This is a genomic window from Paracoccus sp. Z118, assembly GCF_019061185.1.
Taxonomy (GTDB): Bacteria; Pseudomonadota; Alphaproteobacteria; order Rhodobacterales; family Rhodobacteraceae; genus Paracoccus.
In genome coordinates, this window is record NZ_JAHQZU010000009.1 from 73,864 (window position 1) to 88,776 (window position 14,913).

The following is a 14,913-nucleotide window of genomic DNA, read 5'->3' on the forward strand; positions in this document are numbered from 1 at the left end:
GATCCGCCGTGGCCGTTGAGGGCGCGGCGCTGATCACCGGCGCGGGGCGGCGGCTGGGACGCGCCATGGCGCTGCAGCTTGCGCAGGCGGGCCATGACGTGGCCATCCACTACAACCATTCCGCCGACGAGGCCGAGCGCACGGCCGCCGAGGCCCGCGGCTTCGGAGTCCGCGCGGTCGCGCTTGGGGCGGACCTGCTGGACCTCGATCAGGTCGAGGCGCTGGTGCCCCGCGCGGTCGAGCAGCTGGGTTCGCTGGGCGTTCTGGTCAACAACGCCTCGATCTTCGAGTATGACAACATCGCCACGGCGACCCGCAACTCGTGGGACCGCCACATCGGGTCCAACCTGCGCGCCCCGTTCGTGCTGTCGCAGCACTTCGCCGCCCAACTGCCCCCCGCATCGACCCCGGAGGGGCAGGAGCCCGAGGCGCACGGCCTGATCGTCAACATGGTCGATCAGCGCGTCCTGAAGCCGACGCCCGAGTTCATGACCTATTCGCTGGCCAAGGCCGCGCTCTGGTCGCTGACCAGAACGCTGGCGCAGGCGCTCGCCCCATACGTGCGGGTGAACGCCATCGGCCCCGGTCCGACCATGCGGGGAGAGCGGCAGACCGAAGCGCATTTCCGCCGCCAGCGGGCCGCGACGATCCTCGAACGCGGCGCCGATGCGGGCGATGTCACCGCCGCGCTGGACTATCTTCTGAAAGCCCGCGCCGTGACGGGCCAGTTGATCTGCGTGGATGGCGGGCAGCATCTGGCCTGGCGAACGCCGGATGTCATCGGCCCTGAATAGGGCGAGATTTCTGCACATGCGACAGGTTGTCCACCACGCACGAAAGCGCGTCCAGATTGTCGCGAAACCGTCAACTAAAACATGACCTTCCCGCGCCGATATAAAGTTCTGTTGGAAATCAATGGCCTGCAAGACTGCCCAGAAAACAGGCAAACTCCGTAAAGCCCTTCAAACGCTGGCATGGGGCGATTCAGTCCGGCGCTGCTCCACAGAGTTATCCACAGTTTCCGTGGACAGTAATCCTCTTGTCCTCCGGTCGCCCTTGCGGGGTGCTGCGGGAATCACTTTCTTGATGCGATGAACGAACCCGACCCCCTCATCCCCCCGTCCGAGCCCCCGCCGGCACTGACCGGCCACAAGCTGATCGCGGACTACTGCCGCCGTCTGGACAGCAGCCCCGGCGTCTATCGCATGCTCGATTCGCAGGGCGCCGTGCTCTATGTCGGCAAGGCGCGCAACCTGAAGGCGAGGGTGTCGAACTACGCGCGGCCGTCCGGCCACTCTGCGCGAATCGCGCGGATGATCCGCGACACGGCCAGCATGATGTTCCTGAGCACGCGCACCGAAACCGAGGCGCTGCTGCTGGAGCAGAACCTCATTAAGCAGCTGAAGCCCCGCTACAACGTGCTGCTGCGCGACGACAAGTCGTTCCCGAACATCCTCGTCGCGAAATCGCATCCCTTCGCGCAGATCAAGAAGCACCGCGGCGCGAAGTCGGAAAAAGGGGATTACTACGGCCCCTTCGCCAGCGCCGGTGCGGTGAACCGCACGCTGAACCAGTTGCAGCGGGTGTTCCTGCTGCGGTCCTGCACGGATGCGACGTTTTCCTCGCGCACCCGCCCGTGCCTTCTGCATCAGATCAAGCGGTGCAGCGCCCCTTGCGTGGGGCGGATCGAGCTGGCGGATTACCAGGCGCTGGTCGCGGATGCCGAACGGTTCCTGAAGGGCAAGTCCACCGCCGTGCAGGCCAATCTCGCCACCGAGATGGCGCAGGCGGCCGAGGCCATGGAATACGAGCGCGCCGCGGCGCTGCGCGACCGGATCAAGGCGCTGACCGCCGTCCAGTCGGTGCAGGGGATCAACCCCAAGAGCGTGGCCGAGGCGGATGTGATCGCGCTGCACATCGAGGGCGGGCAGGCCTGCGTGCAGGTCTTCTTCATCCGCGGCAACCAGGGCTGGGGCAACCGCGACTTCTATCCCCGGCTCGGCGGCGTCGAATCCCCGGACGAGGTGATGGAGGCGTTCCTCGGCCAGTTCTACGACGGCAAGGTGCCGCCGCGCATGATCCTGCTGAGCCACGGGATCGAGGACATGGACCTGATGACCCAGCTTCTGTCCGACCGCGCGGGGCGCCGGGTCGTGCTGGGCGTCCCCCAGCGCGGCGAAAAGGCGGAGCTGGTCGAGAACGCGCTGCGCAACGCGCGCGAGAGTCTGTCGCGCCGGATGGCCGAAAGCGCCGCCCAGCACAAGCTGCTGGAGGCGCTGGCCGATGTCTTCGACCTGCCCACCGTGCCGCGCCGGATCGAGATCTATGACAACAGCCACATCCAGGGCTCGGCCCCGGTCGGCGGCATGGTTGTGTCCGGGCCCGAGGGCTGGATGAAGAACCAGTATCGGAAGTTCAACATCAAGGGGACGGAGATCACGCCGGGCGATGACTTCGGCATGATGCGCGAGGTGCTGACGCGGCGCTTCTCGCGCCTGCTCAAGGACGACCCGGACCGCGCGTCCGAGGCGTGGCCCGATCTTCTGCTGATCGACGGCGGGGCGGGGCAGGTGTCGGCGGTGCAGGGGATCCTGGCCGATCTGGGCGTGGACGACATTCCGATCATCGGCGTGGCGAAGGGCCAGGACCGCGACCACGGCAAGGAGGAGTTCCACCGCCCCGGCAAGCGGCCCTACGCCCTGCCGATGAACCATCCGGTGCTGTATTTCATCCAGCGCCTGCGGGACGAGGCGCATCGCTGGGCGATCGGCACCCACCGCGCCCGGCGCACGAAGCTGGCGATGGCGAACCCGCTGGACGAGATCGCGGGCGTCGGCACGGCGCGCAAACGGGCGCTGCTGTCGCATTTCGGCAGCGCCAAGGCGGTCGCGCGGGCGGGCCTCGCGGATCTTCAGGCGGTGGAGGGCATTTCGGACACCATGGCGCGCGCGATCCACGATCATTTCCACGGGCAGGGTTGACCCCTACAGCAGCCCGGAGGCGCGGAAGCTCAGCTCGCGGTCCTTGCCGATGATGAGGTGGTCGTGGACGGTGATGCTCATCGTCTCGGCCGCCTGCACGATGCGCCGGGTCATGTCGATATCGGGCTGGCTGGGGGTCGGATCGCCCGAGGGGTGATTATGGACGAGGATCATCGCGCTGGCGTTCAGCTCCAGCGCGCGGCGCACGATCTCGCGAGGGTAAACTGGGACATGATCGACGGTGCCTTTCGCTTGCTCCTCGTCCGCGATCAGCACGTTCTTGCGGTCGAGATACAGCACCCGGAACTGCTCGATCTCGCCATGCGCCATGGCGGTGTGGCAGTAATCCAGCAGCGCGGCCCAGCTTGTCAGCACCGGGCGCTGGATGACGCGCGAACGGGCCAGACGCTGGGCGGCGGCGGCCACGATCTTCAGTTCGGTGATGATGGCGGGGCCGACGCCTTCCACATCCGCGAGCCGGGCAGGTTCGGCTGACAGCACGCGGTTGAAGTCGCCGAAACGGTCCAGCAGCCGCCGGGCGACCGGCTTCATGTCCTGCCGGGGGACTGCGCGGAACAGCACCAGTTCCAGCAGCTCATAATCCGGCATCGCCGCTGCGCCGCCCTGCATGAAGCGGTCGCGCAGGCGGGCGCGGTGATCCTTGATGTAGCTGGGCTCGCTCGCCCCCCTTGCGGGAAGGTCAACCGGCTGCACGTCGTCGGCCGCCGGATCGAACCGGAACAGCGACGGTGAGGCTTCCTGAAAGTGATTCCCGGACATGCCGCCATGCTAGACGGCAAGCCGTTAACGCGAGGTTAAGCGCCGACCCGGAAAGCAGCTCAGGCCCCCAGACCTTCCCAGAAAGTCTTGATCTTGCCGAAGAAGTTGGACGTCTGGGGGTGGTTGTCCGCGCCGATCCCGTCGAACTCGCGCAGCAGTTCCTTTTGCCGCGCGGTCAGGTTCACCGGGGTTTCCACCGACAGCTCCACCAGCATGTCGCCGAAATCGCCCTGCATGCCGGGGCCGTGGCGCAAGGGCGGCATGCCCTTGCCGCGCAGGCGCATCTGCTGGCCGGTCTGGCTGCCGGGCGCCACCTTGATGCGCGAGCGGCCGCCGTCGATCGTCGGCACCTCGACCTCGCCGCCAAGCGCGGCGGTCGTCATGCTGACGGGGACGTGGCAGGCGAGCATCCGCCCGTCGCGCATGAAGATCGGGTGCTCCCTGACCTCGACGAAGATGTAAAGATCGCCCGGCGGGCCGCCGCGCAGCCCTGCCTCGCCCTCGCCGGCAAGGCGGATGCGGGTGCCGGTTTCCACCCCGGCGGGGATGTTGACCGACAGCGCGCGCTGCTTTTCGACGCGCCCCGCGCCGCCGCAGGCGGTGCAGGGATTCTTCACGATCTGGCCCTGGCCGTTGCAGGTCGGGCAGGTGCGCTCGACGGTGAAGAAACCCTGGCTGGCGCGGACCTTGCCCATGCCGGCGCAGGTGGGGCAGGTGGCGGGCTCGACCGCGCCCTCGGCCCCGGTGCCGTCGCATTCGCCGCAGGCGACCGAGCCGGGAACGCTGATCGTCTTCTGCAGGCCCGCGAACGCCTCTTCCAGAGAAACCTGAAGGTTGTAGCGCAGATCCTGCCCGCGGCTGGCGCGGCTGCGGCTCGCGCCCGCGCGCCCGCCCATCATCTCGCCGAAGAGATCCTCGAACACGTCCGCGAAGGCGGCGCCGAAATCGCCGTTACCGCCGCGCCCGCCGCCGTAGCCGTTGAACCCGCCCCCGCCGCCCTCGAAGGCGGCATGGCCGAAGCGGTCATAGGCCGCCTTGCGCTGCGGGTCCTTGAGGCAGTCATAAGCCTCGTTCACTTCCTTGAAGCGGCCCTCGGACTTGTCGCAGTCGGGATTGCGGTCGGGATGCAGTTCCTTGGCCTTGGCGCGGTAGGCCTTCTTGATCTCGTCGGCCGACGCGCCGCGCGCCACCCCAAGAACGTCATAGAAATCGCGCTTTGCCATGATTTTCCGGTGTCAGGTCTGTCTAAAGAAAAGCCGGCCCGCGGGTAAACACGGGCCGGCCAAGCGGTGCGGAACTCTTACTTCCGCTTCTCTTCGCCGAGATCCTCGAAGTCGGCATCGACGATGTCGTCGTCCACGCCGCGAGGACCTTCGTCGCGATCCGCCCCGCCAGCCGAGGTATCGGTCTGACCGGCCTTGTAGATCGCCTCGCCCAGTTTCATGGACGCATCCATCAGGTTCTGGATGCCGCCCTTGATCTTGCCGGCGTCGTCGGATTTCAGCGCGTCTTCCAGTGCGCCAACCGCCAGTTCGATCACCTCGACGGTCGAGCCGTCCACCTTGTCGCCATGCTCTTCCAGCGACTTGCGGGTCGAGTGGATCAGGCTTTCGGCCTGGTTGCGGGCCTCGACCAACTCGCGGCGGCCCTTGTCGGCCTCGGCATTCGCCTCGGCGTCGCGGACCATCTTGTCGATCTCGTCGTCGGACAGGCCGCCCGAGGCCTGGATCGTGATCTTCTGCTCCTTGCCGGTGCCCTTGTCGCGGGCGCTGACCGACACGATGCCGTTGGCGTCGATGTCGAACGTGACCTCGATCTGCGGCATGCCGCGCGGCGCGGGGGGGATGTCTTCAAGGTTGAACTGGCCGAGCATCTTGTTGTCGGCCGCCATCTCGCGCTCGCCCTGGAACACCCGGATCGTCACGGCGTTCTGGTTGTCCTCGGCGGTCGAGAAGGTCTGCGACTTCTTGGTCGGGATCGTCGTGTTGCGGTCGATGAGGCGCGTGAACACGCCGCCCAGCGTCTCGATCCCGAGGCTCAGGGGCGTCACGTCCAGCAGCACGACGTCCTTCACGTCACCCTGCAGAACACCCGCCTGCACGGCCGCGCCAAGCGCCACGACCTCATCGGGGTTGACGCCCTTGTGGGGCTCTTTCCCGAAGAAGTTGGTCACTTCCTCGATGACCTTGGGCATCCGGGTCATGCCGCCGACCAGCACGACCTCGTCAATGTCGCCTTTCGACAGGCCGGCATCCTTCAGCGCTTCCTGCAGCGGCTTGACGGTCCGCTTGATGAGATCGCCGACAAGGCTTTCCAGCTTGGCGCGGGTCAGCTTCATCACCAGATGCAGCGGCGTGCCCGAGTTCTTGTCCATCGAGATGAACGGCTGGTTGATCTCGGTCTGGCTGGAGGACGACAGTTCGATCTTGGCCTTTTCGGCAGCTTCCTTGAGCCGCTGAAGCGCCATCTTGTCCTTGGTCAGATCGACGCCGTGTTCCTTCTTGAACTCGTCGGCGAGGTAGTTGACGACCTTCATGTCGAAGTCTTCGCCGCCGAGGAAGGTGTCGCCGTTCGTGGACTTCACCTCGAACAGGCCGTCGTCGATTTCCAGAATGGTGATGTCGAAGGTGCCGCCGCCGAGGTCATAGACCGCGATCGTCTTGCTGTCCTTCTTGTCGAGGCCATAGGCGAGCGCCGCAGCCGTCGGTTCGTTGATGATCCGCAGCACTTCGAGGCCGGCGATCTTGCCCGCGTCCTTGGTGGCCTGACGCTGGGCGTCGTTGAAATAGGCCGGAACGGTGATGACCGCCTGCTCGACCTTTTCGCCAAGATAGGATTCGGCGGTTTCCTTCATCTTCTGAAGGATCATCGCGCTGATCTGCGCGGGGGAATATTTCTCGCCACGGGTTTCGACCCAGGCGTCGCCATTGCCGCCGTCCACGATCGTGTAGGGGACGAGCTTGCGGTCCTTTTCCACCTCGGGCTCGCCGATGCGGCGGCCGATCAGGCGCTTGACGGCGAAGACGGTGTTTTCAGGGTTGGTCACGGCCTGCCGCTTGGCGGGCTGGCCGACGAGGCGTTCGTTTTCGGTGAAGCCCACGATCGAGGGCGTGGTGCGCTGCCCTTCCGAGTTCTCGATCACCTTGGGCTGGCTGCCGTCCATGATAGCGACGACGCTGTTCGTGGTTCCGAGGTCAATACCGATGACTTTGGCCATGCGTTTACCTTTCTTGCGGCGATGGTGCGGGTCGCGGGTCCGATATGCGGCCCCCGGAACCCTATCCCGTTGGGGTTGATGGCCGGTTACCCGGCCGGCTTCGAAGGGGTATATAGGAAGGGCATTTTGGCCCTGCAAGCGTCTCGGAACCGCCGCGTGAACGACATCGGACAGCCATTTTCCGGGACCTTGCGTCCGACTCGGGTGTTTCGCGGCATCCCGCTGTTCCAAGGGTGTCTGGACGACGCGGCGCAGGCGGAGCTGATGGGGGACGTGCAGGCGATCTGGGACGCCGCGCCGCCGGTCAGGCCGGTGACCCGCTGGGGCAAGCCGATGTCGGTGGCGATGACCTCGGCCGGCGCGCTCGGCTGGACGACCGACCGGCGCGGCTACCGCTATGAGCCGCGCCAGCCGGACGGGCGCGACTGGCCGCCCATTCCTCCGCGTCTGCTGGCGCTGTGGGACAGCGTCACCGGAGGCGCAGGGCGGCCCGACAGCTGCCTCGTCAATCTCTATCGCGGCAGCGCCCGGATGGGGCTGCATCAGGACAAGGACGAGGCGGACCTCTCGTGCCCGGTCGTCTCGGTCAGCCTCGGCGACCGGGCGCTTTTCCGGGCGGGCGGGACCGAGCGGGGAGGGCGCACCGATAGCGTCTGGCTGGACTCGGGTGACGTGATGGTGCTGCGCGGGGAATCGCGGCTGATCTTCCACGGCATCGACCGGATCGAGCCGGGCAGCTCCGCCCTCGTGCCCGGCGGCGGACGCGTCAATCTGACCTTGCGCGTCGCGGGCTGACGCCCCTCGCGATCAGGACCGCGCCGACCAGCTGAGCGATTCCGAGTTGCGGGTGACGAACTCGATCATCAGCCCGACCATCAGGCAGCCGAGCGTGACGTAGATCGGATAGGTGATCGAGGAGTTGTGCGGCGTGTAGTTGATGAAGGCGAAGCCCCGCGCCTGATCGATGACGTGGAACAGCGGGTTCCAGTCGAACAGGTTCAGCATCATCGGCGGCAGCACGTTGGCGACGAACATCTTGCCCGAGGCGATCATGTTGATGCGCTGATAGAAGCTGCTGATGATGCCGATCCCCGACGGCCACCACGGCTTCGCCGCAAGAAAGATCAGCCCGATCGCGCAGCCGGAGCCCCACGCCAGCAGGAACATGGCGGCGACGCCCACCCAGTTTTCCAGCTCCACCGGCGTAAACAGCACATGATAGAAGAACAGGATCACGAGGCAGGCCAGTATCTGCTGATACAGCACCGCGAGCCCGGCAGCAGTGATCATGACCGCCGTGCTCAGCGGCTCGTGCTTCATCATCTGCGAAACGGACGACCCCGCTCCCGAGACGCTCCCGATTGCCTTGGTGTGGGTCATGAACAGGAAGATACCCGTCATGATGAAGATCATGAAATCGCCGCGAAGCGGCGCACTCCTGATCCCAAGCACGACGAACATCACCAGGAAGCCTGCAACCATGATCAGCGACTGCACCACCTGCATCACCAATCCGATAACCGCGTTGCTGTGCGTCCTCCGCAGGTTGTAGACCGTCTGGTGATAGATCAGCGACAGCGTGGTGAACGCGGCCTCGGCCATGTTGCGGTTGCGGCGTTGAACGAACATCCGTGCGGCATTCCGTCTGTCGGGCTGCCGCTGTGCCCGAATGGGGGACAGGGCAGGCATGTGGCGAGGCCCGGACGGGGCGTCGGACACGCCCCGCTTGCCCGGAATGGTTGCCGCGATCATAAGGGGCGTGGCCCTGCGATTCAACGCCGGGCCGGGTATCCGCGCGGGCCGATCCGCACCGAATGAAAGGAAAAGCGCATGCAATTCGATGAATTGACCGCCGTGATGCGGCAACTCGCGCTGCAAGCCGGGGCGCGGATCATGGAAATCTACGATGGCCCCGATTTCGAGGTGCGCAGCAAGCAGGACGATTCGCCCGTGACCGAGGCGGACGAGGCGGCGGATGCGCTGATCTCGGCCGGGCTGCGCGCGGCCTTCCCGGATATCCCGCTGGTGACCGAGGAGCAGGCGGACACCCATGGCCAGACGCTCTCGACCTTCCTGATCGTCGATCCGCTGGACGGCACGAAGGAGTTCGTGCAGCGCCGCGGCGACTTCACGGTCAACATCGCCCTCGTGCGGGATGGCGTGCCGGTGCGGGGCGTCGTCTATGCGCCCGCCAAGCGCCGGCTTTTCTATACGCTGCCGGACGGCCGCTCGGTCGAGGAGACGGGTCCGTTCGGGGAAAAGCCGGGCGAAGTTCGCGCCATCGGCGTCAACCCCACGCCGGACAACCGGGCACTGATGGTGGTGGCGTCCAAGTCGCATCGCGATCAGGCGACCGACGACTACATTGCCCGCTACGGCGTCCGCGACATGACGAGCGCGGGATCGTCGCTGAAGTTCTGCCTCGTCGCGACCGGCGAGGCGGATCTTTACCCCCGCGTCGGCCGCACGATGGAATGGGATACGGCGGCAGGCGATGCCGTGCTGCGCGGGGCAGGGGGCGAGGTCGTGCGTTTCGACGATCACACACCCCTGACCTATGGCAAGACGGGGTTCGAGAACCCGTTCTTCATCGCCTACGCCCCCGGCGTGCTGCTGCAACCGCAGGCCTGACACCATGTCCGTCGTCATCGTCATCCCGGCCCGTCACGCCTCCACCCGCTATCCGGGCAAGCCGCTGGTCGGGCTTGCGGGCGCGTCGGGGGAAAGCCGCTCGCTGATCCGGCGCAGCTGGGACGCGGCCATGCAGGTCCGCGGCATCGACCGGGTGATCGTCGCCACCGACGACGAGCGGATCGCGGATCACGCGCGGGATTTCGGCGCCGAGGTCGCGATGACCAGCAGCGCCTGCCGCAATGGGACCGAGCGTTGCGCCGAAGCCGTCGCCGCGCTGGGGATCACGCCCGAGATCGTCGTCAATCTGCAGGGCGACGCCCCGCTGACGCCCGCGTGGTTCGTCGAGGAACTGGTCGCGGGCCTGCGCGAACACCCTCACGCGCAGGTCGCCACGCCGGTCCTCAACTGCACCGGGGCGATGCGGGCCGATCTGCTGGAGGACCGCGCCCATGGCCGCGTCGGCGGCACCACGGCGGTCTTTGGCGCGGACCGGATGGGGATGTATTTCTCGAAGGAGGTCATTCCCTTCGTCCCGCATGACGTCGCCCCCGGCGCCCCCAGCCCGGTGTTCCACCATGTCGGCGTCTATGCCTATCGTTTCGCGCCGCTCGCCGCCTATGCCACCTGGCCCGAAGGCCGGCTGGAGCGGCTGGAGGGGCTGGAGCAGCTGCGCTTCCTGGAGCAGGGCTGCCCGGTGCTCTGCGTCGAGGTCGAGGCGCGGGGCCGCGAGTTCTGGGAGCTGAACAACCCCGAGGACGTGCCGCGGATCGAGGCGATGATGCGGCGCATGGGGCTGGATTGACCCGAGGCGGCGCGGGGGGCGTGGGCCGTCCCCCGGTCAGCGTGATCGTGGTGTCGCGCCACCGTCCGGCCGCGCTTAGCGTCTGCCTTCAGGCGCTGACGTTGCAGGATCATCCGGCGTTTCAACTGGTGCTGGTCGCCGACCCGGAGTCGGTGAACCTGCGCCCCGACCTGCCGATCCGGCGGGTGAGCTTCGACGAGCCCAACATCTCGGCGGCGCGGAATGCGGGGATCGCGGCGGCCTCGGGCGAGATCGTGGCCTTCATCGACGACGATGCGGTGGCCGAGCCGACCTGGCTCACCCGGTTGACCGAGCCCTTCACCGATCCTGCGGTTCTGGCGGCGACCGGCGTCACGCGCGGACGCGACGGCCTGGGCTGGCAGGTCCGGGCCGAGCGGATGACCCGCGACGGCCTCGCCCGAACCATTCCGCCGGGGCAGGACATGCAGCTTCTGCGCCCTGAGCAGGGCGAGCCGGTCAGCACGCTCGGCACGAACTGCGCCTTTCGGCGGCCCACGCTGCTGGAACTCGGCGGGTTCGATCCGGCCTTCGCCTATCATCTGGACGAGAGCGATCTGAACATGCGGATGGCGGCCCGCTGGCCGGAGGCCCTGACAGCCATCGTGCCGGGGGCCGAGGTCGTGCATGGCTGGGCGGGCGATCTGCGCCGGACGGGCGCCGGAGTGCCGACCGACCTGCGGGCGATCGGGCGCTCCACTGCAATCTTCTGCGCCCGCCATGGGGGCGATCCGGCGCGCGCGGCCGAACGGCAGTGGCGGCGGCTGCTGCGGCTGATGGTGGCGGGGCGGCTCGATCCGCCACAACTGGGGCCGCTGCTGCGGGGCTTTCACGCGGGCGCGACCGGGATTGCCGTCCCGCCGCCTGCGCCGGTCAGCATGACGGGAACAGCGCCCGAGGCCACTCATCTGCCCGGCACCGGCCCCCGCCCCGCGCGGCTGATTGCCGGCTGGCACCGGCAGGCGGGCCGGTTGCGGGCGCAGGCCACCCGCGCCGCCGGGGAGGGGCAGATCGTCACGCTGCTGCTGCTCACGCCCACGATGCTGCCGCATCGCGCCCGCTTTGTTTCCGCCGGGTATTGGGAACAGGTCGGCGGGCTGTGGGGGCCGTCGGAGCCGGGCGATTCGTCGGTCGCCTTCTGGCGTCTGCCTGCCCGCATTACCCGCGAATCGGCGCGGATCGGGCGCACCCGCGGATGGCCCGATTGACACGAACCGGCGGGATTCGTCCGTCCACGCCGGTGGACTGCTTGCGGCAGGTCCCGCCACTGGCTAAGCCAAAGGTGACATAACAGGGCCGTCCCACGGCGCATCCCGAACGGAGCTGGATTCCAATGATTCGCAAGGTCACCAAAGCCGTTTTCCCTGTCGCCGGCCTCGGCACCCGCTTCCTTCCCGCCACGAAGTCGATCCCGAAAGAGATCATGACCCTCGTGGACCGGCCCCTCATTCAATACGCGATCGACGAAGCCCGCGCTGCCGGCATCGAGGAGTTCATCTTCGTCACCTCGCGCGGCAAGGGCGCGCTGGAAGATTACTTCGACCACTCGCACGAGCTTGAAAACCACCTGAAGAAATCCGGCAAGGACGAGCTTCTGGACCTGCTGCGCCAGACCAACATGGAATCGGGCGCCATCGCCTATGTCCGTCAGCACAAGGCGATGGGCCTCGGCCATGCCGTCTGGTGCGCGCGCCGCCTCATCAACGACGACGAGGCTTTCGCCGTGGTCCTGACCGACGACGTCGTGATGGGCGATCCGCCCTGCCTTCAGCAGATGATCGAGGCCCACGCCGAGACCGGCGGCAGCATGGTCGCCACGATGGAAGTGCCGCAGGAAAAGACGAAATCCTACGGCATCCTGGATGTCGAGGAGGACATGGGCGCCATCGTCAAGGTGCGCGGCATGGTCGAAAAGCCCAAGGAAAGCCCGCCCTCGAACCTCGCGGTGATCGGGCGCTACATCCTTGCGCCCACGGTGCTGGGGAACCTCAACAAGCTCAAGCAGGGCGCGGGCGGCGAGATCCAGTTGACCGACGCCATCGCCGACGAGATCGAGGCGGGGCGCGACGTCTTCGGCCTGCGCTTCCGCGGCCAGCGCTACGACTGCGGGTCCAAGGCGGGCTTCCTGCAGGCGACGGTCGCCTTCGGGCTGGAGCGCGAGGAGCTGCGGGACGAGTTCGTGGAGTATCTTCACGACGTGCTGGCGATGCGCAAGGCGGCCGAGTAAGCCGTATGCCCGACAAGGTTCTGGTCACCGGCGGCGCCGGTTATATCGGCTCGCACGCATGCAAGGCGCTGGCCGCTGCGGGCTACGTGCCCGTCACCTACGACAATCTCTGCACCGGCTGGCGCGAGGCGGTGAAGTTCGGCCCGTTCGAGCAGGGCGACCTGATGGACCGCGCCCGGCTGGATCAGGTGTTCGCCGAACACGAGCCCATCGCCGTGATGCACTTCGCCGCGCTGAGCCAGGTGGGCGAGGCGATGGCCGAGCCGGGGAAATACTGGCGCGGCAATGTCTGCGCCTCGCTGAACCTGATCGAGGCGGCGGTCGCGGCGGGTTGCCTCGATTTCGTCTTCAGCTCGACCTGCGCGACCTATGGCGACCATGACGGCGTGGTGCTGGACGAAAACACCCCGCAGACGCCGCTGAACTCCTACGGCGCCAGCAAGCGCGCGATCGAGGACATGCTGAAGGATTTCGGCGCGGCGCATGGTCTGCGCAGCGTGATCTTCCGCTATTTCAACGTGGCGGGGGCCGATCCCGAAGCCGAGGTGGGCGAGTTCCACCAGCCGGAAACGCACCTGATCCCGCTGATCCTCGACGCCGTGGACGGCAAGCGGCCGGCGCTGACGATCAACGGCAGCGACTATCCGACGCGCGACGGCACCTGCGTGCGCGATTATGTGCATGTGATGGATCTGGTGGACGCGCATGTGCTGGGGCTGGAATGGCTGAAGGACGGCCGCAAGCGCACGGGCGAGGCGCGGATGGCGGGCGGGGCGGACGTGTTCTGCCTCGGCACCGGCTCGGGCTTTTCGGTGCGCGAGGTGATCGACCAGGCGAAGCTGGCGACCAACCGCGCCGTGCCCGTGACCGAAGGGCCGCGCCGCGACGGCGATGCGGTGGCGCTGGTGTCCGGCAGCGGCCGCGCGGGGGCCGAGCTTGGCTGGAAGGCCGAACGCTCCACCCTGCCGCAGATGATCGGCGATGCGTGGCGCTGGCACCAGACCGGCGGTTATGGCGGATGATCCGGCCTTCCTGCTGGACGTCACCCGGCTGATCTCTCGCCTTGGCCAGGGGCCGCTGACCGGCATCGACCGGGTCGAGGCGGCGTGGCTGTCCCATCTTCAGGGCCGCCCGCATCTGCTGGTGGCACGGCTCGGCCCCGCGCAGATGCTGCTGCCGGTGGAGGCCGGGGCCGATCTGCTGGCGTGGGCGAACGGCGATCTGTCCCGCCTGCCCAGGGTTTCGCTGCTGGAACGATTGCTGCGGCAATCCGCCCTGCGGCCCCGCGCCAAGCGGGTGCTGGCGCGGCGGGCGCTGCGGCGTATGCCGCAGAGCGGACGGGGCCTGGAACGCGGCGTTTCCCGCCGCCTGCCCGGCGCGGTGGCCTATCTGAATGTCGGCCATACGAACCTGACCGAGCCGTGGCTGTCGGGGCTGGGCTGGACCACCCGCGCGGTGCTGATCCACGACACCATCCCGCTGGACCACCCCGAACTGACCCGTGCCGGGCAGTCGGACGTGTTCCGGGCGCGGCTGGTATCGGTGCTGCGCCATGCCGACGTGATCGCCACGATCAGCGCGGCCACCCGCGACGACATGCTGCGCTGGCGGGACCGGCTGGGGATAGCCGCTCGGGCGCCGGTCGTGGTCGCCCCCATCGGCACCACGCTGGCGGCTCCGGTCCCCGCGGACCTGCCGGCCGATCTGGACCTGTCGCGGCCCTTCTTCGTCGCGCTGGGGACCATCGAGCCGCGCAAGAACCATGCGCTGCTGCTGGGCGCATGGGAGATGCTGGCGCGGGACCTGCCCGCGGCCGACATGCCGCAGCTGCTCATCGTCGGCCGTCGCGGCTGGGAGAACGCGGCGACCTTCGCCCGGCTGGATGCGCTGCCGCCGGGCGGCCCGGTCCGCGAGTTCAACGACCTTTCCGACGGCGCCGTGGCCGCGCTGCTGAAACGTGCCCATGCCCTGCTGATGCCCAGCCGCAGCGAGGGGTTCGGCCTGCCGCTGACCGAGGCGGCGGCGCGGGGGACACGGGTTCTCAGCGCCCCGCTGGCGCCGGCCCGCGCCCTGTTGGGCGACAGCGCGATCTGGCTTTCCCCCGACGATCCGGCCCCGTGGGCTGCGGAGATCGCGCGGATCGCTCGCCTCCCGCGCGAAACTTTGACGGGAATTCCCGTTCCGGGGTGGCCAGACCATTTCAGAACCGTCACCGATGCTGTAATCAGCGCGGCAAAGTGACCTGACGGGGGCC

General features: G+C 67.7%; 13 protein-coding genes. 9 read left to right on the forward strand and 4 right to left on the reverse strand.

What is annotated here, in order from left to right:
• The first annotated feature begins 8 nt into the window (after window positions 1-8).
• Together KTN05_RS09690 and uvrC are read left to right on the forward strand one after the other, a co-directional pair.
• Window positions 9-794: an SDR family oxidoreductase gene (locus tag KTN05_RS09690; RefSeq protein WP_217329194.1), complete on the forward strand. Its 786-nt coding sequence runs from the start codon at window positions 9-11 to the stop codon at window positions 792-794.
• 297 nt (window positions 795-1,091) lie between these two features.
• Window positions 1,092-2,981 carry an excinuclease ABC subunit UvrC gene (gene uvrC / locus KTN05_RS09695; RefSeq protein WP_217329195.1) on the forward strand — a complete coding sequence of 630 codons (1,890 nt, stop codon included), beginning with the start codon at window positions 1,092-1,094 and terminating at the stop codon, window positions 2,979-2,981.
• A gap of 3 nt (window positions 2,982-2,984) precedes the next feature.
• Here the strand turns inward: uvrC and radC are convergent, their stop codons facing one another.
• The 3 genes from radC to dnaK all read right to left on the reverse strand — a co-directional run bounded on the left by radC (window position 2,985) and on the right by dnaK (window position 6,978).
• A complete protein-coding gene (gene radC, locus KTN05_RS09700) occupies window positions 2,985-3,761 on the reverse strand; it encodes a DNA repair protein RadC (RefSeq protein ID WP_217329196.1) in 777 nt (258 codons plus the stop codon).
• A 59-nt stretch (window positions 3,762-3,820) separates the two neighbouring features.
• Window positions 3,821-4,984, reverse strand: a complete 1,164-nt coding sequence (gene dnaJ, locus KTN05_RS09705) for a molecular chaperone DnaJ (RefSeq protein ID WP_217329197.1) — start codon at window positions 4,982-4,984, stop codon at window positions 3,821-3,823.
• Between the two features lie 77 nt (window positions 4,985-5,061).
• Complete coding sequence (gene dnaK / locus KTN05_RS09710; RefSeq protein WP_217329198.1) at window positions 5,062-6,978, reverse strand: molecular chaperone DnaK; 1,917 nt, start codon at window positions 6,976-6,978, stop codon at window positions 5,062-5,064.
• Window positions 6,979-7,134: 156 nt separating this feature from the next.
• Between dnaK and KTN05_RS09715 the strand changes: the two genes are divergently transcribed.
• The gene (locus KTN05_RS09715; protein WP_371823323.1) at window positions 7,135-7,773 is read left to right on the forward strand and encodes an alpha-ketoglutarate-dependent dioxygenase AlkB; all 639 of its coding nucleotides are present in this window, start codon (window positions 7,135-7,137) and stop codon (window positions 7,771-7,773) included.
• Window positions 7,774-7,785: 12 nt separating this feature from the next.
• Here KTN05_RS09715 and KTN05_RS09720 read toward each other — a convergent pair whose 3' ends face one another.
• Window positions 7,786-8,607, reverse strand: a complete 822-nt coding sequence (locus KTN05_RS09720; protein ID WP_217329200.1) for an ABC transporter permease — start codon at window positions 8,605-8,607, stop codon at window positions 7,786-7,788.
• Window positions 8,608-8,808: 201 nt separating this feature from the next.
• Between KTN05_RS09720 and cysQ the strand changes: the two genes are divergently transcribed.
• From cysQ to KTN05_RS09750, 6 genes are all read left to right on the forward strand, one after another.
• A complete protein-coding gene (cysQ, locus tag KTN05_RS09725; RefSeq protein WP_217329201.1) occupies window positions 8,809-9,609 on the forward strand; it encodes a 3'(2'),5'-bisphosphate nucleotidase CysQ in 801 nt (266 codons plus the stop codon).
• Between the two features lie 4 nt (window positions 9,610-9,613).
• The gene (locus tag KTN05_RS09730) at window positions 9,614-10,414 is read left to right on the forward strand and encodes a 3-deoxy-manno-octulosonate cytidylyltransferase (protein WP_217329202.1); all 801 of its coding nucleotides are present in this window, start codon (window positions 9,614-9,616) and stop codon (window positions 10,412-10,414) included.
• 20 nt (window positions 10,415-10,434) lie between these two features.
• On the forward strand, window positions 10,435-11,640 hold the full coding sequence (locus KTN05_RS09735) for a glycosyltransferase family 2 protein (RefSeq protein ID WP_217329203.1): 1,206 nt from the start codon (window positions 10,435-10,437) through the stop codon (window positions 11,638-11,640).
• A 125-nt stretch (window positions 11,641-11,765) separates the two neighbouring features.
• Complete coding sequence (locus KTN05_RS09740) at window positions 11,766-12,659, forward strand: UTP--glucose-1-phosphate uridylyltransferase (protein WP_217329204.1); 894 nt, start codon at window positions 11,766-11,768, stop codon at window positions 12,657-12,659.
• Between the two features lie 5 nt (window positions 12,660-12,664).
• Complete coding sequence (gene galE, locus KTN05_RS09745; RefSeq protein ID WP_217329205.1) at window positions 12,665-13,681, forward strand: UDP-glucose 4-epimerase GalE; 1,017 nt, start codon at window positions 12,665-12,667, stop codon at window positions 13,679-13,681.
• Window positions 13,671-14,900 (forward strand): glycosyltransferase family 1 protein, encoded by a 1,230-nt coding sequence (locus KTN05_RS09750; RefSeq protein WP_217329206.1) that lies wholly within the window; start codon window positions 13,671-13,673, stop codon window positions 14,898-14,900. The genes galE and KTN05_RS09750 overlap by 11 nt, the downstream gene beginning before the upstream one ends.
• The last annotated feature ends 13 nt before the right edge of the window (window positions 14,901-14,913 follow it).